Source organism: Mesorhizobium sp. A623 (assembly GCF_054489405.1).
In genome coordinates this window covers 1-21,174 of the sequence record NZ_JBTMXB010000008.1, presented here as the reverse complement: position 1 = coordinate 21,174, position 21,174 = coordinate 1, and the positions used below count along the sequence as shown (strand labels likewise).

At 62.7% G+C, this 21,174-nt stretch carries 19 protein-coding genes and 1 pseudogene; 6 read left to right on the top strand and 14 right to left on the bottom strand.

The window, feature by feature from the left end; translation table 11 throughout:
• Positions 1-105: 105 nt before the first annotated feature.
• The 3 genes from ACX3P1_RS10245 to ACX3P1_RS10235 all read left to right on the top strand — a co-directional run bounded on the left by ACX3P1_RS10245 (position 106) and on the right by ACX3P1_RS10235 (position 3,939).
• Positions 106-1,035 carry an alpha/beta fold hydrolase gene (locus ACX3P1_RS10245; protein WP_459079475.1) on the top strand — a complete coding sequence of 310 codons (930 nt, stop codon included), beginning with the start codon at positions 106-108 and terminating at the stop codon, positions 1,033-1,035.
• A gap of 85 nt (positions 1,036-1,120) precedes the next feature.
• Positions 1,121-2,293: a CaiB/BaiF CoA transferase family protein gene (locus ACX3P1_RS10240; protein WP_459079474.1), complete on the top strand. Its 1,173-nt coding sequence runs from the start codon at positions 1,121-1,123 to the stop codon at positions 2,291-2,293.
• Complete coding sequence (locus ACX3P1_RS10235; RefSeq protein ID WP_459079473.1) at positions 2,290-3,939, top strand: thiamine pyrophosphate-binding protein; 1,650 nt, start codon at positions 2,290-2,292, stop codon at positions 3,937-3,939. The genes ACX3P1_RS10240 and ACX3P1_RS10235 overlap by 4 nt, the downstream gene beginning before the upstream one ends.
• Before the next feature lie 14 nt (positions 3,940-3,953).
• Here the strand turns inward: ACX3P1_RS10235 and ACX3P1_RS10230 are convergent, their stop codons facing one another.
• From ACX3P1_RS10230 to aptA, 9 genes are all read right to left on the bottom strand, one after another.
• Positions 3,954-5,234: a cystathionine gamma-synthase family protein gene (locus tag ACX3P1_RS10230; RefSeq protein ID WP_459079472.1), complete on the bottom strand. Its 1,281-nt coding sequence runs from the start codon at positions 5,232-5,234 to the stop codon at positions 3,954-3,956.
• A 170-nt stretch (positions 5,235-5,404) separates the two neighbouring features.
• Positions 5,405-6,370, bottom strand: coding sequence for an ABC transporter substrate-binding protein (locus ACX3P1_RS10225; protein WP_459079471.1), 966 nt, complete (start codon positions 6,368-6,370; stop codon positions 5,405-5,407).
• Positions 6,371-6,395: 25 nt separating this feature from the next.
• A complete protein-coding gene (locus ACX3P1_RS10220) occupies positions 6,396-7,505 on the bottom strand; it encodes an ABC transporter permease (RefSeq protein WP_459079470.1) in 1,110 nt (369 codons plus the stop codon).
• Positions 7,502-8,380, bottom strand: coding sequence for an ABC transporter permease (locus ACX3P1_RS10215; protein ID WP_459079469.1), 879 nt, complete (start codon positions 8,378-8,380; stop codon positions 7,502-7,504). Before ACX3P1_RS10215 ends, ACX3P1_RS10220 begins: the two co-directional genes overlap by 4 nt.
• Positions 8,381-8,501: 121 nt before the next feature.
• Complete coding sequence (locus tag ACX3P1_RS10210) at positions 8,502-9,332, bottom strand: ABC transporter ATP-binding protein (RefSeq protein WP_459079468.1); 831 nt, start codon at positions 9,330-9,332, stop codon at positions 8,502-8,504.
• Positions 9,332-10,783, bottom strand: coding sequence for a dihydropyrimidinase (gene hydA / locus ACX3P1_RS10205; RefSeq protein ID WP_459079467.1), 1,452 nt, complete (start codon positions 10,781-10,783; stop codon positions 9,332-9,334). The genes ACX3P1_RS10210 and hydA overlap by 1 nt, the downstream gene beginning before the upstream one ends.
• 60 nt (positions 10,784-10,843) lie before the next feature.
• Positions 10,844-12,094 (bottom strand): Zn-dependent hydrolase, encoded by a 1,251-nt coding sequence (locus tag ACX3P1_RS10200; RefSeq protein ID WP_459079466.1) that lies wholly within the window; start codon positions 12,092-12,094, stop codon positions 10,844-10,846.
• 14 nt (positions 12,095-12,108) lie between these two features.
• Positions 12,109-12,399 (bottom strand): cupin domain-containing protein, encoded by a 291-nt coding sequence (locus tag ACX3P1_RS10195; RefSeq protein ID WP_459079465.1) that lies wholly within the window; start codon positions 12,397-12,399, stop codon positions 12,109-12,111.
• Entirely contained in the window at positions 12,399-13,727 is a 1,329-nt protein-coding gene (aptA, locus tag ACX3P1_RS10190) for an omega-aminotransferase AptA (RefSeq protein WP_459079464.1), read from the bottom strand. The genes ACX3P1_RS10195 and aptA overlap by 1 nt, the downstream gene beginning before the upstream one ends.
• A gap of 239 nt (positions 13,728-13,966) precedes the next feature.
• On the opposite strand from aptA, the gene ACX3P1_RS10185 reads away from it, so the two are divergent.
• Positions 13,967-14,596, top strand: coding sequence for a TetR family transcriptional regulator C-terminal domain-containing protein (locus tag ACX3P1_RS10185; RefSeq protein ID WP_459079463.1), 630 nt, complete (start codon positions 13,967-13,969; stop codon positions 14,594-14,596).
• A 48-nt stretch (positions 14,597-14,644) separates the two neighbouring features.
• On the opposite strand, the gene ACX3P1_RS10180 is transcribed toward ACX3P1_RS10185, so the two are convergent.
• The 4 genes from ACX3P1_RS10180 to ACX3P1_RS10165 form a co-directional block, all read right to left on the bottom strand.
• Entirely contained in the window at positions 14,645-15,106 is a 462-nt protein-coding gene (locus ACX3P1_RS10180; protein ID WP_459079462.1) for a carboxymuconolactone decarboxylase family protein, read from the bottom strand.
• Between the two features lie 14 nt (positions 15,107-15,120).
• Positions 15,121-15,636, bottom strand: a complete 516-nt coding sequence (locus ACX3P1_RS10175; RefSeq protein ID WP_459079461.1) for an RrF2 family transcriptional regulator — start codon at positions 15,634-15,636, stop codon at positions 15,121-15,123.
• Between the two features lie 219 nt (positions 15,637-15,855).
• Positions 15,856-17,169: an NAD-dependent dihydropyrimidine dehydrogenase subunit PreA gene (preA, locus tag ACX3P1_RS10170; RefSeq protein ID WP_459079460.1), complete on the bottom strand. Its 1,314-nt coding sequence runs from the start codon at positions 17,167-17,169 to the stop codon at positions 15,856-15,858.
• Between the two features lie 2 nt (positions 17,170-17,171).
• Complete coding sequence (locus ACX3P1_RS10165; RefSeq protein ID WP_459079459.1) at positions 17,172-18,536, bottom strand: NAD(P)-dependent oxidoreductase; 1,365 nt, start codon at positions 18,534-18,536, stop codon at positions 17,172-17,174.
• A gap of 242 nt (positions 18,537-18,778) precedes the next feature.
• Between ACX3P1_RS10165 and ACX3P1_RS10160 the strand changes: the two genes are divergently transcribed.
• On the top strand, positions 18,779-19,555 hold the full coding sequence (locus ACX3P1_RS10160) for a VOC family protein (RefSeq protein ID WP_459079458.1): 777 nt from the start codon (positions 18,779-18,781) through the stop codon (positions 19,553-19,555).
• 111 nt (positions 19,556-19,666) lie between these two features.
• Positions 19,667-20,257, top strand: a complete 591-nt coding sequence (locus ACX3P1_RS10155; RefSeq protein WP_459079457.1) for a transglycosylase SLT domain-containing protein — start codon at positions 19,667-19,669, stop codon at positions 20,255-20,257.
• A gap of 42 nt (positions 20,258-20,299) precedes the next feature.
• Here ACX3P1_RS10155 and ACX3P1_RS10150 read toward each other — a convergent pair.
• Positions 20,300-21,174, bottom strand: a pseudogene (locus ACX3P1_RS10150) (peptide ABC transporter ATP-binding protein); the annotation flags it as partial.

The following is a 21,174-nucleotide window of genomic DNA, read 5'->3' as shown; positions in this document are numbered from 1 at the left end:
TGACGAATCAGGGTCAATGGACATTCAGGATTTGATACCGGCGAAGCCCGCCGCGCTTGACGGCGGCTTTGCCATCTCCAAAAGTCAGTAGGGGAGGAGCGCCGCATGCCGTTCGAGCGCCAGATGAAGCTTGCGTCACCGAGCGGCGCGCTTCTCAATCTTTACGTCAAACCTGCTGAGGGGATCGGCCGCGGCGTCGTCCAGATCAACCACGGCCTGGCCGAACATGCGCTGCGCTACGGGCGCTTCGCCGATTTTCTTGCCCATAGCGGCTTTCATGTCTATGCGCACGACCATCGCGGCCACGGCTTCACCACGGCCCCCGACGCACCACTTGGCCGCTTCGCCCAGGCGGACGGCAGTGAAAAAGTCATCTCCGATGTCGTTGCCGTGCATGACCTGATCGAAAAGCAACACCCCCATTTGCCGGTCATCGTCTTCGGCCATTCCATGGGCGGGCTGATCGCGCTCAATTTCGTGCTGCATCACTCGGGCCGCATCCACGCCGCCGCCATCTGGAACGCCAATTTTTCGGCCGGGCTCGCCGGCCGCGCAGCACTCGCCATGCTTGCCTGGGAACGCTTCCGGCTCGGCTCCGACGTGCCGTCGCGGCTCCTGCCCAAGCTGACCTTCCGGGCATGGGGCAAAGCCATCCCCGGGCACCGCACCCCTTTCGACTGGCTGTCGCGCGATACGGCGGAGGTGCAGAAATACATCGCCGATCCGCTCTGCGGTTTCGACGCGTCGGTGTCGCTGTGGCGTGACCTGTTCGGCTTCATCTTCGAGGGTGCCGACGACGCCAATTTTGCCCAGGTCGCCAAGGCATTGCCTTTCCATCTCGTCGGCGGCGCAAAGGACCCGGCGACCGACGGCGGCAAGGCCGTCGAACACCTCGCAGCGCGGATGAGGCAAATGGGCTTTTCGAATCTGGTTTCAACGACTTACCCCGAAACCCGCCACGAAAGCCTGAACGAGGTGAACCGCGATGCCATCATGGCGGATTTCGCGGCGTGGGCCGAACGAATACTGAAATAGGCTGGTACAGTTCAAGGACCGTGACATCCTCGTGCCGGGTTGATAGAGCCTTGGCTTCAACCTTCGCCCGCTCGTCTGGTGTCAAATGGCCGATTCCCCGCTGAAAGGCGTCCGTGTCGTCGAACTCGCCCGCATCCTTGCCGGACCGTGGGCGGGCCAGTTGCTGGCCGATCTCGGCGCCGATGTCGTCAAGGTCGAAAGCCCGGATGGCGACGACACCCGCAAATGGGGCCCGCCTTTCGTTACCGGCCATGACGGCGAGAACCTCTCGGCCGCGTACTATCATGCCTGCAATCGCGGCAAGCGCTCGATCGTCGTCGATTTCTCGACGCCTGAAGGGGCGGAAACCGTGCGCAAGCTGGTCGCAACCGCCGATGTGCTGATCGAAAACTTCAAGCTTGGTGGCCTGAAGAAATACGGGCTCGACTATGAAAGCCTGAAGGCGGCGAACCCGCACCTCGTCTATTGCTCGATCACCGGCTTCGGCCAGACCGGCCCGTATGCGCCGCGCGCAGGCTATGACTTCATCGTGCAGGGCATGTCCGGCCTGATGTCGATTACCGGCCCGGCGGGCGGCGAGCCGCAAAAGGTGGGCGTTGCCGTTACCGATCTTTTCACCGGGCTCTATTCGGTCGTCGCCATCCAGGCAGCCCTTCGCCATGCCGAAAAAACCGGCGAAGGCCAGCAAATCGACATGGCCCTGCTCGACGCGCAAATCTCGGTGCTGGCCAACCAGAATTTGAACTATCTGGTATCGGGCATCCCGCCCGTGCAGATGGGCAATGCCCACCCCAACATCGCGCCCTACGAGGTACTGCCGGTCAAGGACGGCCATTTCATTCTCGCCGTCGGCAATGACGGCCAGTTCCGCAAATTCTGCGGCGTGATCGGGCTTGAGGACCTGGCCGATAATCCCGATTTCGCCACCAATTCGGCCCGCGTCGCCAATCGCGTGGCGTTGCGCGAAGCAATCGTTGCGCCACTTGCCGTCCTCACCCGCGAAGAACTGCTGCCCAAACTGGAAGCGGCTCACGTTCCGGCCAGCCCGATCAACACCATCGGCCAGGCATTTGCCGATCCGCAGACGATCGCGCGCGGCATGCGGCTCGAGCTTGATGACGGCCACGGCAATGCGCTGCCTTCGGTGCGCGCGCCCATGCTGCTGTCGGCGACGCCGCTTGCCTACGACCGCCCCTCGCCCCGGCTGGGCGAACACACGCAGGAAATCCTTGCCGAACTGGAGAAAACCGGAAAATGAAGACCGGCGGACAACTGATTGTCGAAGCGCTTGAAGCAAACGGAGTGGAGCGGGTCTTCTGCGTTCCGGGCGAATCCTATCTCGCCGTTCTCGACGCGCTGCACGATTCGGCCATAAAAACCATCATCTGCCGCCAGGAAGGCGGGGCCTCCATGATGGCCGACAGCGAGGGCCGGCTGACCGGCAAGCCCGGCATCTGCTTCGTCACCCGCGGTCCGGGCGCCACAAATGCCTCGCCCGGTATCCATATCGCCAGGCAGGACTCCATTCCGATGATCCTGTTCATCGGCCAGATCGCCCGGAAGGCGCGCGAGCGCGAAGCGTTCCAGGAGGTCGATTACCGCGCCTTCTACGGCCCGATCTGCAAATGGGCGACCGAGATCGACGATGCCGCGCGCATCCCCGAAATCCTGACGCGCGCCTTTTCCGTCGCCACCTCCGGGCGGCCGGGTCCGGTGGTCATCGCGCTGCCGGAAGACATGCTGACCGATCTGGTCGACGCGCCTGCAGCCCTCCCCTTCACGCCGGTCGAAACAGGTCCCGGCACCGCTGAACTCGACCAGTTCGAGGCGTTGCTCGCAAAGGCCAAGCGGCCGTTCTTCATCCTTGGTGGTACGCGCTGGGGCTATGAGGCCTTCGAGACCATGCGCACCCTGGCGCATGACTGGGCCTTGCCGGTCGGCGTCGAATTCCGCCGCCAGATGCTGTTCGACCATCTCGATCCGAACTATGCCGGCGATGTCGGCATCGGCATCAACCCGAAACTGTCGGACTATATCAAGCAGTCCGATCTCGTGGTGCTTTTGGGCGGCCGCTTCGGCGAAATGCCGTCTTCCGACTACACGCTGCTGAAAAGCCCCTATCCGGACCAGCCGCTGGTGCATATCCATCCGGACGCCGGCGAACTCGGCCGCGTCTACCGCCCGACGCTGGCGATCAACGCTTCGCCGGCGGCCTTCGTGGAAGCTTTCGCCAAGCGCAGGCCGGCGCAGACTCCCGTTTGGGCCGAGGCGACGAAAACGCTGCACGAAAACTATCTCGCCTGGTCGATCCCGCCCGAAAGTGGCCCCGGTGCGGTCCATATGGGTCCGATCATGAACTATCTGGAAAAGGTGCTGCCGCAAGACGCCATCATGACCAACGGCGCGGGTAACTACGCCACCTGGGTGCATCGCTACCACCGCTTCCGCCGCTACGGCACCCAATCGGCGCCTACCTCCGGCTCGATGGGCTACGGCCTGCCGGCAGCGGTCGCCGCCAAGGCCCTGCATCCGGACCGCACGGTGGTCTGCTTCGCCGGCGACGGCTGCTTCATGATGAACGGGCAGGAATTCGCCACCGCCGTGCAATACGGGCTGCCGATCATCGTCATTGTCGTCAACAACGGCATTTTCGGCACCATCCGCATGCATCAGGAGCGCGACTATCCGGGCCGGGTTTCCGGCACGTCGCTCAACAACCCCGATTTCGCCGCCCTTGCCCGCGCCTATGGCGGCCATGGCGAGACGGTGGAAACCACCGACGCCTTCGCACCCGCTTTTGAGCGCGCGCTGGCCAGCGGCAAGCCGGCGCTGATCGAGGTCAAGCTTGATCCGGAAGCCATCACGCCGACAAGGACGCTCAGCCAGATACGCGACAAGAGCTGAAGCAGAACGGAGCGTCAGGCGCTAGTCAGCGCCTGCGCCAGATCGGCGATGAGATCGTCGGGATGCTCGACGCCGATCGACAGGCGGATGGTCGAGTCCAGCACGCCGATGCGCTCGCGCACATCTGCCGGCACACCCGAATGCGTCATCGCCGCCGGATGGCTGGCCAGCGATTCCGTGCCGCCAAGGCTGACCGCCAGCTTGAACACCAGAAGCGCGTTGAGAAACGCGAATGCCGCCGCCTGCCCGCCGACAATGTCGAAGGAGAAGGTCGAGCCGGCACCGCTGCACTGCGCCCTGAAGACGCGCGCCGCCGGCGTGTTTTCCTCCAGGAACGGCAGGTAATGCACCTTGCCGACCTTGGCATGGTCGCGCAGGAATTCGGCGACCAGACGGCCATTGCTGTTGGCGCGTTCCATGCGGATCGACAGCGTCTCCAGCGAGCGGCCAAGCATCCAGCAGGAATGCGGATCGAGTTGCGTGCCGATGGCCCCGCGCAAGAGCTTGATCGGGCGGGTGACCGCCTTCGAGCCCATGACAGCGCCGGCGATCAGGTCCGAATGGCCGCCGACATATTTGGTCAACGAATAGAGCGACAGGTCCGCCCCTAGCCCGACCGGTCGCTGGAACACCGGCCCAAGCAGCGTATTGTCGCACATCACCACCGGGCGGCTTCCCTGTTTTTCGCCAAGCTCGTCGGCAATCACGCGCATAAGTGCGATGTCGATGACGCTGTTGGTCGGGTTCGACGGCGTTTCCACCAGGATGATCGACACCCGCCCCTTGGCAGCCGCCTCCTCCGCCGCCTTGCGCACCGCATCCGCGTCCACGCCGTTCGAGAATGAAACCGCGCCGATGCCGAAACCAGCCAGCGTACGCGCAATCAGTGTTTCCGTGCCGCCATAAAGCGGCTGCGAATGCAGCACCACGTCGCCCGGCCGCGCATAAGTCAGCACGGCGGTAGCGATGGCCGACATGCCCGACGAAAACAGGATGCAGCTTTCCGTCTCCTCGTAGATCGCCAGCCGATCCTCGACGATCTCGCTGTTGGGGTGGTTGAAGCGCGAATAGACCAGCCCCGCACCGCCGCTCGGCGGTTCCTTGCGGCCCGATGTGTAGTCGAAGAAATCCCTGCCCTCCTCCGCGCTCTTGAACACGAAGGTCGAGGTCAGGAACACCGGCGGCTTGACCGAGCCTTCCGACAGAAGCGGATCGTAGCCATAGCCCAGCATCATGGTTTCCGGATGCAGACGGTGGTTGCCGATATGGGTTCGGGACGGTTTTGGCGCGGGCATGGCAGGGTCCTTCGAAATTGAACATCGCCAAGCTACGCCACTGGTGACGGATCGTCCTGCTATTTGCGCCTAACCGGAGCCGATTTCACGCAAATCATTGCCCGAAAAAAGAACGGCGCCTCTGACCGATGGCCAGAAGCGCCGTTCCTATGTATCAGGTATAAAGCGCCTTATTTGAGCGCCTTGTCGGTGATCTCCGTCGTGTAGGCGCCTTCCGGTGCCTTGGCGATGATCTTTTGGTCGAGCAGCGCCTTGGCCGTGCGCTCATAGGTAACTGGATCGAGCTTGCCTGAGCCGATCAGCTTGGCGACTTCGCCGACCATGCGCTTCTGGTGGTTCTCATCCTGCCCGCCGGCGTCGATGACCATGCCGGCCGCTTCGTCCGGATGCTCGATGGCATAGTGCCAGCCCTTCATCGAGGCGCGCACGAAGCGGACCATCTTGTCGTCGAAGGCCGGGTCCTTGAGCTTGTCGGCCAGGACATAAAGCCCGTCTTCGAGCAGGTCGTTACCGAGCGCGGTATAGTTGAACACGATCAGGTCTTCGGGCTTGAAGCCGGCATCGATCGCCTGCCAGTATTCATTGTAGGTCATGACCGAAATGCAATCCGCCTGCTTCTGGATCAGCGGCTGCACGTCAAAGCTCTGCTTGAGAACGGTGACGCCGTCCGGCCCGCCTTCGGTCGGCAGCCCAAGCTTGTTCATCCAGGCATAGAACGGATATTCGTTGCCGAAGAACCAGACGCCCAGCGTATGGCCCTTGAAGTCGGCTTCGGTCTTGACCGGGCCGTCCTTGGGGCAGATCAGTTCGAGGCCGGACTTGGCGAAGGGCTGGGCGATGTTGACGAGATTGACGCCTTTGTCACGGGCCGCAAGCGCTGCCGCCATCCAGGTGACGATGACGTCCGCGCCGCCGCCGGCAATCACCTGCTCCGGCGCGATATCCGGCCCGCCGAGCTTGATGTCGACGTCGAGGCCTTCGTCGCTGTAGAACCCCTTGTCCTTGGCCACGAAATAGCCGGCGAACTGACCCTGCGCCACCCATTTGAGCTGCAGCGTCACCTGGTCCGCGGCCCAGGCCTGTACCGCCGCCAGCGACATGGCGCCGGCCAGCATGGAAACAATCAGTCTTTTCATTGTTTTTTCCACCTCTGAAGTTCGCCTAGCCACCACGGATAGACGGATGCCAAAACGTCACTGCCCTCTCCACCAGGGCGACTGCGCCATAGAAGACCGAACCGGCGACGGCTGCAACCGCGATTTCCGCCCACACCATGTCGATGTTCATGCGACCGACCTCGGTCGAGATGCGAAAGCCCATGCCGACGACCGGCGTGCCGAAGAATTCGGCGACGATGGCGCCGATCAGCGCCAGCGTCGAATTGATCTTGAGCGCGTTGAAGATGAACGGCATCGCCGCCGGCAGCCTGAGCTTGAACAGCGTCTGCCAGTAGCCGGACGCATAGGTGCGCATCAGGTCGCGCTCCATGTGGCCCGAGGCCGTGAGGCCGACAACGGTGTTCACCAGCATCGGGAAGAAGGTCATGACCACGACGACTGCCGCCTTCGACTGCCAGTCGAAGCCGAACCACATCACCATGATCGGCGCCACGCCGATGATCGGCAGCGCTGCCGCCATGTTGCCGATGGGCAAAAGCCCGCGCCGCAGGAACACGAAGCGGTCGGCGGCGATGGCGGCAGCAAAACCTGAAGCGCAGCCGATCACATAGCCGGCGATCACCGCCTTGAAGATCGTCTGCCGAACGTCGGCGGCCAGCACCGAAGCCGAAGCCGCCATCCGCACCGCAATCGCGCTCGGCGGCGGCAAAAGCAGGAACGGGATGCCCGCGCCGCGAACAATGGCCTCCCACAGGATGAGTATCCACGCGCCGAAGATGATCGGGATGATGAGCGTGAGCGCGATGGACTCTGCCCTGCCCGACGGTTTGAGCGAAGAAAGCACCGTCGCGCAGCGCCATGCCAGCAACCACGCGCCAGCCAGCGCGAAGTAGAAAGAAACGCCCGCATTGCCCTCGTGGCCGGTGATCCCAGCAAGCAACAGCCAGGCCGCCAGATGCGCGCCGACGAAAAGCACCAGCGCCTCGACCCGAGGACGCGCCGTCGCCAAGGCCGAAACCACCGTCGTCACAGCGACAAGACCGAGCGACGGCCACACATCGGCCGCCCCGTGCGCCGCACCGGCTTCGAAGGCGACGCCCACAATGCTTAAAACCAGCGCGACAATCGCCTGCCAGGAATAACCCCACATCATGCCGGCCTCCCGCCCATGGCGCGGTCGGTGATGCGGCCGGCAATGCCGACCAGCGCCACCAGGATCACCGCGACCAGCGAGCCGGCAACGAGCGCGGCCCACATTTCGATGGTCTGGCTGTAGTAGGAAGCGGCCAGCAGCTTGGCGCCGATGCCCGCGACCGCGCCGGTCGGCAATTCGGCGACGATGGCCCCGACCAGGCTTGCGGCAACCGCCACCTTCATCGAAGCGAACAGATACGGGATCGACGCCGGCACCCTCAGCTTCCAGAAAATCTGCGGCTTGCTGGCACTATAGGTGTGCATCAGGTCGAGATAGAGCAGGTCCGGCGAGCGCAGCCCCTTCACCATGCCGACCGCGACCGGGAAGAACGACAGATAGGTGGAAATCAGCGCTTTCGGGAACAGGCCGGTAATGCCGATGGCCGCGAACACCACCACCACCATCGGTGCGATGGCGAGGATGGGAATGGTCTGCGAGGTGATGATCCACGGCATCAGGCTGCGGTCGAGCGAGGCGAAATGCACGATGCCGACTGCGATCAAGATGCCAAGTGCCGCCCCGAAGACGAAGCCGACAAAGGTCGAGGACAGTGTCACCCACGAATGATAGACGAGGCTGCGCGCGCTCCACGGCTTGACCATGAACGTGGTCTTGAAGAAGTTCTGGGCCACCTGATGCGGTGCCGGCAAGGTCGGCTTGGGCTGTGACCAGGTCTTGACCAGGAACTCGGAATAGCTCGGCGTTTCGCCAGCACGCCTGTCGAGATCGCGCTGGAACGGGCCGTTGAGCACCACGGCAAACGCGTACCAGCCGACAACCAGCAGCGCCAGAAGCGTGGTGACAGGGACGATCTTGTCGCGAAGGCGATCCATCTAAGCGTCCAACGCTCTTCCGTTTGTGCATCGAGCGCGCAACACCATGGGCTCAAATGCCACAACATCCCTCATCCTGAGGTGCGAGCGCAGCGAGCCCCGAAGGACGCACATGGTCGCCTCAATCCTCATAGCTATGCCCTGCCCGCAAGCCATCGCGAACCCGCGCCGCGATCGCCAAAAACTCCGGCGTCTCGCGAATATCGAGCGGGCGCTCTTTCGGCAGCGTGGATTCGATGATGTCGGTGACACGCCCCGGACGCGGCGACATGACGACGATGCGCGTGGACAGGTAAACCGCCTCGGGAATGGAGTGCGTGACGAAGCAGATCGTCTTGTCGGTGCGCGCCCACAATTCGAGCAACTGCCCATTGAGGTGGTCGCGCACGATCTCGTCCAGCGCGCCGAACGGTTCGTCCATCAGCAAAAGATCGGCATCGAAGGCCAGCGCTCGGGCAATCGAGGCGCGCTGCTGCATGCCGCCGGACAGTTGCCACGGATACTTTTTCTCGAAGCCGGAAAGGTTGACCAGATCTAGCGTACGCTGGATGCGCGCCGCCCGCTCGGCCTTGGGCAGGCCCATGATTTCCAGCGGCAGCGCGACATTGCGCTCGATGGTGCGCCACGGATACAGCGCCGACGCCTGGAAGACATAGCCATAGGCGCGTTTCTGGCGTGCCTGCTCGGCGCTCATGCCGTTGATCGAAATCGTGCCCGATGTCGGCTTTTCGAGGTCGGCGATGACCCGCAGCAGCGTGGTCTTGCCGCAGCCGGAAGGGCCGATGAAGGAAACGAACTCGCCCTTTTCGATGCCGAGGTCGATGCTGGAAAGCGCCTCTACCGGGCCGTCCGCCGTATGGAAGGTAAGGCCGAGCGCCTTCGTCTCGACGACGGTGTTGTGTGCTGGCTTCAAGCTGGCTCTTTCTTCACTTGCCGAATGCAGGCCCGGCATCAAACGCCGGTGGCCGGAATGCCGGTGCGCTCCACCTTACGCGGCGCGGAAATTTCCTTCCACGTCGAAAGCGCCCTGTTCACAGCCGGGTTGGGATCGCGCGCCACGAACTGGCCGTGGCCGGGCCGGGTCTCGACCTTGTTTTCCTCGATCGCCAGTTCGCCGCGCGTGAACACGAAGCGCGGCAGGCCGGTCAGTTCGAAACCCTCGAACACGTTGTAGTCGATCACCGACTGCTGGTCCTTGGCCGAGACCGTCTTCTTGCGCTTCGGGTCCCACACGACGATGTCGGCGTCCGCGCCTTCGACGATGGCGCCCTTCTTCGGGTACATGTTGAGGATTTTTGCGCTGTTGGTAGAGGTGACCGCGACGAATTCGTTCATCGTCAGTCGGCCGGTGTTGACGCCCCTGGTCCACAGCACCGGCATGCGGTCCTGAAGCCCGCCGGTGCCATTGGGGATCTTGGTGAAATCACCGACGCCGGTGCGTTTCTGCGCGGTGGTGAAGGCGCAATGGTCAGTCGCCACCACTTGCAGCGAACCCGCCTGCAGGCCGGCCCACAGCGAATCCTGATGCATCTTGTTGCGGAAGGGCGGGCTCATCACGCGGCGCGCCGCATGGTCCCAGTCCTTGTCGAAATACTCGCTCTCGTCCAGCGTCAGGTGCTGGATCAGCGGCTCGCCGAACACGCGCATGCCCTTCTGGCGCGCGCGGCGGATGGCCTCGTGGCTCTGCTCGCACGACACATGCACGACATAGAGCGGCACGCCGGCCATGTCGGCGATCATGATGGCGCGGTTGGTCGCCTCGCCTTCCACTTCCGGCGGCCGCGAGAACGCATGGCCCTCGGGGCCGTTATTGCCCTCGGCCAGTAGCTTCTGGCTGAGCGCCGCCACCACGTCGCCATTCTCGGCATGCACCAGCGGCAGCGCGCCAAGAGCCGCGCAGCGCTGGAACGACGCGAACATCTCGTCGTCGTCCACCATCAGCGCGCCCTTGTAGGCCATGAAGTGCTTGAACGAGTTGATGCCCTTGTCGACGACGGTCGCCATCTCGTCGAACACCTGCTTGCCCCACCAGGTGATCGCCATGTGGAACGAATAATCGCAGGACGCCTTCGAGGTCTTGTTGTCCCACATCTGCAGGGCTTCGAGCAGCGATTGCTGCGGCGCGGGCAGGCAGAAATCGACCACCGTCGTGGTGCCGCCGGCAAGGGCGGCGCGCGTGCCGCTCTCGAAATCGTCGGCGGAATAGGTGCCCATGAACGGCATTTCGAGATGGGTGTGCGGGTCGATGCCGCCCGGCATCACGTAGCAACCGGTCGCGTCGAACTCATGGTCGGCATGCAGGCCCGCGCCGATGGCGACGATGGTGCCGTGCTGGAACAACACATCGGCCTTGAAGCTGCGGTCGGCCGTGACGACGGTGCCGTTCTTGATTACCCTGGTCATTATCTCAGTTCCCTAGTTTATTCGCGCTTCTTGTGAGCTGCGTTCGGCAAGCGATTCAACTCACTCCACAATCACCGCCGTCTCGACCACCGCGTGGAACAGTACGTCGGCACCCGCCGAAGCCCAATCCTGGTAGATATCCTCGGCCTCGTTGTGGCTCAGCCCGTCGACGCACGGGCACATCACCATGGCGGTGGGGGCGACGCGGTTGATCCAGCAGGCGTCGTGGCCCGCACCCGAAACGATGTTGCGATGCGAATAGCCGAGCCGGTCGGCGGCGTCGCGGATCGCCTTGACGCAGCCCTCATCGAAGGTGACCGGATCGAAATGGCCGACCTGCTCGATCTCGAACTGGATGTCGAGCGCCTCGCAGATCGTCGCCACGCCCTCGCGGACGCGCGCGTCCATGGCGTCGAGCACTTCCTTTTCCGGCGAGCGGATATCGACGGTGAACACCGTCTTGCCGGCGATGATGTTGCGCGAATTCGGAAAGACTTCCATGTGGCCGACAGCACCGACGGCGTCCGGCTGGTAGTCCATCGCCACTTCGTGGACGAGTTCGATCACCCGCGCCATGCCGAGCCCGGCATTGCGGCGCTTGGGCATCGGCGTCGAGCCGGTATGCGCTTCCTTGCCGGTCAGCGTCACTTGCAGCCACTTCAGGCCCTGTCCATGCGTGACCACGCCGATATCGATGAGTTCATCCTCGAGGATCGGCCCCTGCTCGATATGCAGTTCAAAGAAAGCGTGGATCTTGCGGTCGCCGACTTTCTCGTCGCCCTTCCAGCCGATGCGCTCCAGTTCCTCGCCGAACTTCTTGCCCTGCTTGTCGGTGTGAGCATAGACGTCCGCCTGGTCGAGCACGCCGGCGAAAACGCCGGACGCCATCATGGCAGGCGCAAAGCGCGCGCCCTCCTCGTTCGTCCAGTTGGTGACGACGATCGGGTGCTTGGTCTTGATGCCGAGATCGTTGAGCGAGCGGATGATTTCAAGCCCGCCTAAAACGCCAAGCACGCCATCGAACTTGCCGCCAGTCGGCTGCGTATCGAGATGGCTGCCGACATAAACCGGCAGCGCGTCGGGGTCGGTGCCTTCGCGGCGGGCAAACATGGTACCCATCTGGTCGAGGCCCATTTCAAGCCCCGCTTCCTCGCACCAGCGCTTGAACAGGCGGCGCCCTTCGCCGTCCTCGTCGGTTACTGTCTGGCGGTTATTGCCGCCGGCGATGCCGGGGCCGATCTTCGCCATTTCCATCAGCGAATCCCACAAACGGTCTGAATTGATTCGCAGATTCTCGCCGGGTGCGGCCATGTTTTCTCAGATCCTCAGTTCTTCAATTCAACTTCCACAAACGACATCGGCGCACTCGCCGCATTGACGACATTGTGCTCGACACCTTCCCCCCGGCGGTAAGCTATGCCAGCCTCCATATCGACCCGGCGGCTTCCTCCGCCGGGCTCTTCCAGAAGCATGCTGCAGGGCGTCACCGTGGTGATCACATAGTCCATCCCGTGCCGATGCCAGCCGGTTTCCGCGCCGGGCACAAAGTCCCAGCGCGTCACGCGCACCTTATCGTCGTCGATGAGTACCTCATGTGTCGCCTGGGGACGCTCCATCAGTCGATGGCTTTCAACACGTCACGAACGGTATCGACCAGTTCGTCGATCTGGCCCTTGCTGATGATCAGCGGCGGCGACAGCGCGATGATGTCGCCGGTCGTGCGGATCAAAAGGCCGCGTTCGAATGCCTTGAGGAACGCCGAAAACGCCCGCTTGGTCGGCTCGCCGGCAATCGGCGACAATTCAATCGCACCGACAAGGCCGATATTGCGGATATCGATGATGTTCGGCGCATCTTTCAGCGAATGCAGCGCATCTTCCCAATAGGGCGCCAGTTCCGCGCCACGCGTCAGAAGGCCCTCTTCCTTGTAGGTGTCGAGCGTCGCCAAAGCCGCCGCGCAGGCGATCGGGTTGCCCGAATAGGTGTAGCCGTGCATGAACTCGATCATGTGTTCCGGCCCGGTCATGAAGGCGTCGTGGATTTCCTTCTTCACGAACACCGCGCCCATCGGGATGACGCCGTTGGAAACGCCCTTGGCCGTGGTCATGATGTCGGGGATGACGCCGAAATAATCGGCCGCGAACGGCGTGCCGAGACGGCCGAAGCCGGTGATGACTTCATCGAAGATCAACAGGATGCCGTGCTTGGTGCAGATTTCGCGCAGCTTCTGCAAATAGCCCTTCGGCGGCAGGATGACGCCGGTGGAACCGGCAACCGGCTCGACGATGACGGCCGCGATGGTCGAGGCGTCATGCAGCGCGACGATCCGCTCCAACTCGCTGGCGACATCGCCGCCATGCTCCGGCACGCCGCGCGAAAACGCGTTCTTGTCGGGGAAATGCGTGTGCGGCATGTGGTCGACGCCGGTCAAAAGCGTGCCGAACATCTTGCGGTTGGAAACGATGCCGCCGACCGAGATGCCGCCGAAATTGACGCCGTGATAGCCGCGCTCGCGGCCGATCAGGCGGGTGCGCGAGCCTTCGCCTTTGACGCGATGATAGGCCAGCGCGATTTTCAGCGCGGTTTCGACTGATTCCGAACCGGAATTGGTGAAGAACACATGGTCCATACCTTCGGGCGCGAGGTCGACCAGGCGGTTGGCCAGTTCGAACACGATCGGGTGACCCATCTGGAAGGCCGGCGCGTAATCGAGTTCGGCGGCCTGCTGGGAGATCGCCTCGGTGATCTTGGGACGGCAATGGCCGGCATTGACGCACCACAGGCCGGCGGTGCCGTCCATGATCTGGCGGCCATCACTGGAGGTGTAATGCATGTCCTTGGCAGCGACCAGCATGCGCGGCGTCTGCTTGAACTGGCGATTGGCCGTAAACGGCATCCAGAATGCACTAAGATCGTTCGGCGTTACCTTGAGCCGGTTCGACATGACCAAGCTATCCTTTCAAAAAACTTGTTTCGTGTGGCCAACGCTTGGTCTTGGGCGCATTTTCATGCTACGCAATTTTTGACCGTTTGGACAAACGTTAGCACCGCCATGGCGGCGGTCAAGGGACTAAGTAGCCGAAATGCGGTATCGAAAGCGCGCTCCACAGGCCAACAAAAACTGGTCCAGCATATTGGTCCAGTTATTGCCCGACGCCTTGCCGCAAAAGGGGTAGAACCCGCATGGAAGCGCCCGCCCCTCACCGTACACGCATTCAGCAGGAAAAGCGCGAGATCATTCTGGAAGCGGCGCTGGAAGTATTCGCCGCGCATGGCTTTCGCGGCGCTACCATCGACCAGATCGCCGACGCGGCATCGATGTCGAAGCCGAACCTGCTCTATTATTTCCGCCGCAAGGAAGACATCCACGAAGCCTTGATGCAGCGCCTGCTCGATACCTGGCTGCAGCCGCTGCGCGAACTCGACGATGTCGGCGATCCGCTGACCGAATTACGCGCCTATATCCGCCGAAAGCTGGAAATGGCGCGCGATTTTCCCCGCGAAAGCCGGCTGTTCGCCAACGAAATCCTGCAAGGCGCGCCGCGCATCATGCCGCTGCTGGAAGGCGAACTGAAAGCGCTGGTCGATGAAAAGGCAGCCGTAGTCGAAGGCTGGGTGCGCTCAGGCCGCATCGCCCACACCGATCCCTACCACCTGATCTTCTCGATCTGGGCGACCACCCAGCACTATGCCGACTTCGACGTGCAGGTGCGCGCCGTGCTGGGGCCGGACCGAAGCGGGGAAACCCGCTTCGAGGATGCCGCCCGGTTTCTGGAAAGGCTGTTCATCGAAGGCTTGAAGCCGAAGGGCTGATGCGGAAAGGCGCGGCCCGCTTTCTTGCAGGCCGCGCCCACCGTTTCCTTAGGCGGCAGCCTTTGCCGCCGGCATCGGATGCAGCGCGTGGAAGGGCACGCACAGCCTGTTCCACACGTTGATCACGCCGATGGCCACGCTGAGCTTGACCAGTTCCTCTTCCGAAAAGTGCTTCAGCGTCGCTTCATAAAGCGCATCGGGCATGCCGGCGTTGGAAATCAGGGTTACCGCTTCGGTATAGGCGAAGGCAGCGCGCTCGCGCTCGGAGTACAGCGGCGATTCCTTCCAGGCCGAAACCAGGAAAACCCGCTGCTGCGTTTCACCGTCCTGCAACGCTTCCTTGCTGTGCATGTCGACGCAGAACGAACAGCCGTTGATCTGCGAGGCGCGCAGCTTGACCAGATGCAGCAACGAACGTTCCAATCCGCACTCGTCGACGGCCTTGTTAAGCGCCTGCACCTGCTTGATGAGTTCCGGCGCCTTGGCGTAAAACTGCAATCTCTGTTTCATCGTCTTTCCTTTCTTTACTGCTTGGGAGAGCTGGATTTCTGTGGGCGTTGATGGCGCTCCACGAAGGCGCAGCCGGCCGCGACCGAACGGGGATCGGCCTCGACCATGAACTGCGCCACGATGTCGGAAAGCTTTTCGTTTGCGAGGGCTGCGCGATAGGCCTTTTCGGCCCGCAGCATCGCGGCATTGATGCCGCACGGCTTGACATAAGCCGATGCCGGCAACTTCACCGGGCCGTCGCGCCGGATTTCGCCGCAGCGGAATGCCGGTTGCGGCCCCTCCACCGCCAGCACGATATCGAGCAGCGATATGCGCTCCGCCGCCCGCGCCAGCCGGTAGCCGCCTGCCGGTCCCGGCACCGATTCCAGCACGCCCGCCGCCGTCAGCGCATTGAGGTGCTTGAGCAGATAACTCGGCGACAGGCCGAACTGCATCGCAAGTGCGGCCCCCGGCATCGTCGCATCGCCCTCGACGCCCGCAAGCGTCGCGGCACAATGGATGGCCGCTTCCACGCCTTCGCCCAGTTTCATCGGTTCTCTTCCCTAATCATGGACCAAAAATATCGTGGATATTTTTTATCTTCAATAAGAGCGAACGAAAAAAGAAACCCTCCTGACACTTCCTGAAATTCAGAAAGCCGGAACATGGATGCAGTTCAGGAAAAGGCTGGATAGATGGCACGGCCGCCACGCCTCAAGCGCAGGCGGAACCGCTTCTCCTCGAAGCGATCCCGCCTGGCCTGGGAGGAACTATTCGGCGGCGACTTTGGCCGCCGGATTGTTCGGGTGCGTCGTCCAGTTGGCGTAGATCGGCGAAACCGGCTTGCCGGTGCGCTCGTCCAGTTCGCCTGCCGCCAGCGGCACCATGGTGATGCAGCCTTCGACCGGGCAAACGTTGACGCAAAGATTACAGCCGACGCATTCGTCGTCCATCACCTCGAAGTGCCGTTCGCCATCGAGCATCGAGGTGATCGCCTGGTGCGACGTGTCCTCGCAGGCGATGTGGCAGCGGCCGCATTTGATGCAGGCATCCTGGTCGATATGCGCCTTGGCGACATAATTCAGGTTGAGATACCGCCAATCGGTGACGTTGGGCGTGGCGCGCCCGATGACGTCGTCCAGCGTGGCATGGCCATTCTCGTCCATCCAGTTCTTCAGGCCCTCGATCATTTCCTCCACGACCTTGAAGCCGTAGGTCATGGCCGCCGTGCAGACCTGCAGATTGCCAGCCCCCAGCGCCAGGAACTCGGCCGCGTCACGCCACGTCGTGATGCCACCGATGCCCGAAATCGGCAGGCCACGGGTCTCGGGGTCGCGCGCGATGTCGGCCACCATGTGCAGCGCGATCGGCTTGACCGCCGGGCCGCAATAGCCGCCATGGCTGCCCTTGCCGTCAATCGACGGTTCGGGCGAAAACGTATCGAGATTGACCGAGGTGATCGACGAGATCGTGTTGATCAACGACACGGCGTCGGCGCCGCCGCGCTTGGCGGCGCGGGCGGGATGGCGGATATCGGTGATGTTGGGCGTCAGCTTGATGATGACGGGCATGCGCGTATATTGCTTGCACCAGCGCGACAGCATCTCGATATATTCGGGCACCTGGCCCACGGCAGAGCCCATGCCACGCTCCGACATGCCATGCGGACAGCCGAGGTTGAGTTCGATGCCGTCCGCCCCGGTTTCCTCGACCGCGGGCAGGATCGCCTTCCAGCTTTCTTCCTCGCAAGGCACCATCAGCGAAACGACGAGCGCCCTGTCCGGCCAATCGCGCTTGACCTGCTTGATTTCCTGCAAATTGAGCTGCAAGGCGCGATCGGTGATGAGTTCGATGTTGTTGAGGCCGAGCAGGCGGCGGTCCGCCCCCCAGATCGCGCCATAGCGCGGGCCGTTGACGTTGACGACCGGCGGGCCTTCCTCGCCAAGCGTTTTCCACACGACGCCACCCCAGCCGGCCTTATAGGCGCGCACGACGTTGTAGGCCTTGTCGGTCGGCGGCGCGGAGGCCAGCCAGAACGGATTGGGCGACTTGATGCCGACGAAGTTGTTGCGAATGTCTGCCATGCTCATGCCCTCCCGTTAGAGGTGAGTGCCCGATGAATACTTTCGGCGGCGTCACGCCCTTGCGCCACGGACGTCACCGTCAAATCCTCGCCGGCACGCACACAGTCGCCGCCGGCCCAGACTTTGGCCAGCGAAGTGCGGCCTTCCGCATCGACCTTGATGCGCCCGCCTTCCAGTTCGATCGAAGCGCCGCTGCCGTTGAGCGCCGCCGGCACGAAAGTCTGGCCAATGGCCTTGAACACCTGGTCGGCGTTGAGCGTCAGCGTCTCGCCGGTGCCGATCAGCCGGTCACCTTCCAGCAGCGTATATTCCAGTTCGATGCCGCTGACCTTGCCGCCCTCGGAAATCACGCGCTTCGGCTGCATCCAGTGGCGGATGGTGACGCCGTTGGCCGAGGCCAGATCCTGCTCGAAGCCGGAAGCGTTCATATGCTCCTGCCCACGCCGGTAGCAGATCGTCACTTCCTCCGCGCCGAGCAGCTTCGACTGCACCGCCGCGTCGATGGCCGTCATGCCGCCGCCGATGACGACGACGCGCCGCCCGACCGGCAGGCTGGAAAGATCGCTCGCCTGGCGCAGTTCGGCGATAAATTCGACGGCATTTTCCACGCCCGACGCATCTTCGCCATCGGCCGTGAGCGCATTGATGCCGCCAAGCCCCATGCCCAGGAACACCGCGTCATAATCTCCGGTCAGGTCGGAAAGCTGAAAATCGCGGCCGAGCAGCATGTCATTCTGGATGTCGATGCCGCCGATAGCGGTCACATAATCGACTTCGAACTGGGCGAAATCGTCGGTGCTCTTGTAGGCGGCAATGCCGTATTCGTTCAGCCCGCCCGACTTGGGTTTGGCCTCCAGCACCGTCACTTCATGGCCGTGACGGGCCAGCCGATGCGCCGCCGCCAACCCGGCCGGGCCGGCGCCGACCACGGCGATTTTCCTGCCGGACGGGGCCGCGCGTTCGTAGAACTGCTTGTCCTCGGCCATCGCGATGTCGGTGGCATAGCGCTGCAGCCGCCCGATCTGCACCGGCTTGCCCTCGGCGATCTCACGCACGCAGACCTCTTCGCACAACGTTTCCGTGGGGCAGACGCGGGCGCACATGCCGCCCAGAATATTCTGGTCGAAAATGGTCTTGGCCGAACCGATCGGGTTACCGGTCGAAATCTGGCGAATGAACAGCGGAATGTCGATCGAGGTCGGGCACGCATGCATGCACGGCGCATCGTAACAGAAATAGCAGCGGTCGGACTCGACCAACGCCTCGTGATGATCCAGCGGCGGATGCAGGTCCGAAAAATTGTCGGCATAGGTTTCCGGCGAGAGCCGGCCCGCCTCTATGCCTGCTTTGAAATGACCAGTCGCCATTCCGCATTCCCCATTTGTTATAATTTCGGGAAGGCTAGCACGTTTTATTTTTTTATCAATTGGTCAATTTTTTGCGCAAGTGCCTGAAATCGCTTAAAAATAACATGATAACTTTTGTCATGTTTTCAGATTTCTGCACCTCCCCCGAAACATATTTTTACCGCGCCTGTCGGGTTGCCGTCACCTTTTGCGTCTTATGATGGGTAGCCCGTTACGAACGGAAAAACAGAGAGGAGCCTTCGATGCCAAAAACTGCGCAATCCTTCTTCTGGTATGAACTGATGACCACCGATATCGATGCCGCCGAAGCGTTCTATACCGATGTGGTCGGCTGGACGGCGCAGCCCTTCGAGACATCGGCCGGCATGCCGCGCTACACGATTATGAATGCCGGCGATCGCGGTATCGGCGGGCTGATGACCCTGCCTGAGGATGCACGCCAGATGGGCATGCCGCCGGCCTGGCTCGGCTATATCCACACAAATGACGCCGACGCCTCCACCGAGGCAGTCAAGAAGGCAGGCGGAACGATCCACCGCGCGCCTGACGACATTCCCGATGTCGGCCGCTTTTCCGTGGTCGCCGACCCGCAAGGCGCGATCTTCATGTTCCTCCAGCCCAACGGCCCAGACCAGCCGCCCGTGCCGATGACGACACCCGGTCATATCGGCTGGCACGAACTGTACACCACCAACTCGCAGGCGGCGCTTGATTTCTACACGAGCCAATTCGGCTGGGAGAAGGACCAGCCCTTCGATATGGGCGAAATGGGCCTCTACCGGATATTCAAGGTCGGCGGCGAACCCACCGGCGGCATCATGAACAAGCCCGAGCAGATGCCGACGCCGGCGTGGCAGTTCTATTTCAACGTGCCCGCCATCGACGCCGCCGCGACGCGGGTTAACGACGGCGGAGGAAAGGTGCTGATGGACCCGATGGAAGTCCCCGGCGGCAGTTGGGTCATCAATTGCACCGACCCGCAGGGCGCACATTTCGCGCTGGTCGCGCCGACGCGGTAGCGGGAACGGGGCGCTATTTTCCAACGATTGACCGGCAGCACGGGCGACGCCGGTCAATCGTTAACAAACCTCGAAAGGAACCCTTTATGTTTTTCGCCTAAAGCTCGGCGCATGGTTGCGTTGCGTTTTAGTATAATTGTTCCGGTTCTTGGCCTGCTGGCGCTTTCGGCTTGCGCCACGCCGCCGCGTCACATCAACAACATCTGCGCGGTATTCGACCAGCGCGACGGCTGGTTCAACAACTGGCAATCCGCCGCCCAGCGCGCCGAGCGCAAATATGGCGTGCCGGTTCCCGTGCTGATGGCGACGGTGCGCAAGGAGTCCGGCTTCAAGGCGAACGCCAAGCCGCCGCGCACCAAGCTGCTCGGCTTCATCCCGTGGAAACGCCAATCCAGCGCGACAGGCTTTTCGCAGGCGCTGGACGGCACCTGGTCGCAATATGTCCGCGAGAGCGGCAATTTTACCGCCCGCCGCACCAATTTCGCGGACGCCGTCGACTTCGTCGGCTGGTATCACGAAAAAACGGCCGACAATCTTGGCGTCGCCAAGAACGACACCTTCAATCTCTATCTGGCCTATTATTCCGGCTGGACCGCCTACAAGCGCGGCAGTTGGAAAAGCAACGCCAGCCTGCAACGCTACGCCCGCGACACCGAGCAGATGGCCCGCAACTATGCCGATCAATTGCGGGGCTGCAACTGACCGGCATATCGGCACGCACGCGGGGCCACTAAAACTGGCGCGCTACCTCGGCTTCTTCCCGAACACACGGACATATTCCGCCTCGCCCCCCTTGGCGAGCGCCTTGGCCTGACGCACCCAATCGTCCCTCTCGATCCGCCCGCCGAAGCGTAGATGCGCATCGATCCATTCGCGTTCGGCCTTCTTCCATGCCGCGACCTGTTCGAAGCGATAAATGCCGAGCCCGTTCAGGATCGTCTCGATTTTCGGGCCGACGCCGGCGATCAATTTCAGGTCGTCCGGCGACTTCGGCTTTGCGATGCCGGACGGACGGTTGCGGTCGACTGGCGTCGAAGAGCCAGCCGCCGGCTTGCGCGCTATCAGCGCCGCCGCTTCCTGCTCGCGCGGCGAAATTTTCGCGCGCACCGCCTGTTTGGCACCGGAAGGCCGTTTTACGGCCGCAGCCTTCGGACGCTCGGTCCCGGCGGAAGCGACCTTCTTTCCGGCGGCGAACGCGGATGGCGCCCTTTCGTCCAGGGCTTGACGCCCGCTGCCTACGTGCGTTTCCTCGAAAGGCGCAACCGTCGAAGCCGACCGGCGCGCCGCGCCGGCACCCTGGCCACCCCGTTCGCTTCTGACCTCGTGGCGACGCGCACTGCCGGAAGCTTCTGCTTCTTCCACCGCACCGCCGAGCTTACCAGCCTCGGGCTTGGCCGTCTTGCCGCGAGGGCGACGCGGCGCAGCGCCCGCAAAGCCGGGACCTGTCCCATGTGGCGCATCTTCGGGTACGCCCTCGTTTGCAGCGTGATCCTTGGCGAAACTGATTACCGGCTCCATCGTCGCCAGCACGTCGTCGGACAACCAGCACAGGCTCTGATGGCCGTCGCCCAGGTCCTTGACCGGCGGCACCTGCGTTTCGCATTTGTTGCCGGGCACCA

Coding starts and splice junctions, on each gene's coding strand:
- ACX3P1_RS10245 (WP_459079475.1), top strand. CDS start 106: ATGCCGTTCGAGCGCCAGATGAAGCTTGCGTCACCGAGCGGCGCGCTT.
- ACX3P1_RS10240 (WP_459079474.1), top strand. CDS start 1,121: ATGGCCGATTCCCCGCTGAAAGGCGTCCGTGTCGTCGAACTCGCCCGC.
- ACX3P1_RS10235 (WP_459079473.1), top strand. CDS start 2,290: ATGAAGACCGGCGGACAACTGATTGTCGAAGCGCTTGAAGCAAACGGA.
- ACX3P1_RS10230 (WP_459079472.1), bottom strand. CDS start 5,234: ATGCCCGCGCCAAAACCGTCCCGAACCCATATCGGCAACCACCGTCTG.
- ACX3P1_RS10225 (WP_459079471.1), bottom strand. CDS start 6,370: ATGAAAAGACTGATTGTTTCCATGCTGGCCGGCGCCATGTCGCTGGCG.
- ACX3P1_RS10220 (WP_459079470.1), bottom strand. CDS start 7,505: ATGATGTGGGGTTATTCCTGGCAGGCGATTGTCGCGCTGGTTTTAAGC.
- ACX3P1_RS10215 (WP_459079469.1), bottom strand. CDS start 8,380: ATGGATCGCCTTCGCGACAAGATCGTCCCTGTCACCACGCTTCTGGCG.
- ACX3P1_RS10210 (WP_459079468.1), bottom strand. CDS start 9,332: ATGCCGGGCCTGCATTCGGCAAGTGAAGAAAGAGCCAGCTTGAAGCCA.
- hydA (WP_459079467.1), bottom strand. CDS start 10,783: ATGACCAGGGTAATCAAGAACGGCACCGTCGTCACGGCCGACCGCAGC.
- ACX3P1_RS10200 (WP_459079466.1), bottom strand. CDS start 12,094: ATGGCCGCACCCGGCGAGAATCTGCGAATCAATTCAGACCGTTTGTGG.
- ACX3P1_RS10195 (WP_459079465.1), bottom strand. CDS start 12,399: ATGGAGCGTCCCCAGGCGACACATGAGGTACTCATCGACGACGATAAG.
- aptA (WP_459079464.1), bottom strand. CDS start 13,727: ATGTCGAACCGGCTCAAGGTAACGCCGAACGATCTTAGTGCATTCTGG.
- ACX3P1_RS10185 (WP_459079463.1), top strand. CDS start 13,967: ATGGAAGCGCCCGCCCCTCACCGTACACGCATTCAGCAGGAAAAGCGC.
- ACX3P1_RS10180 (WP_459079462.1), bottom strand. CDS start 15,106: ATGAAACAGAGATTGCAGTTTTACGCCAAGGCGCCGGAACTCATCAAG.
- ACX3P1_RS10175 (WP_459079461.1), bottom strand. CDS start 15,636: ATGAAACTGGGCGAAGGCGTGGAAGCGGCCATCCATTGTGCCGCGACG.
- preA (WP_459079460.1), bottom strand. CDS start 17,169: ATGGCAGACATTCGCAACAACTTCGTCGGCATCAAGTCGCCCAATCCG.
- ACX3P1_RS10165 (WP_459079459.1), bottom strand. CDS start 18,536: ATGGCGACTGGTCATTTCAAAGCAGGCATAGAGGCGGGCCGGCTCTCG.
- ACX3P1_RS10160 (WP_459079458.1), top strand. CDS start 18,779: ATGCCAAAAACTGCGCAATCCTTCTTCTGGTATGAACTGATGACCACC.
- ACX3P1_RS10155 (WP_459079457.1), top strand. CDS start 19,667: ATGGTTGCGTTGCGTTTTAGTATAATTGTTCCGGTTCTTGGCCTGCTG.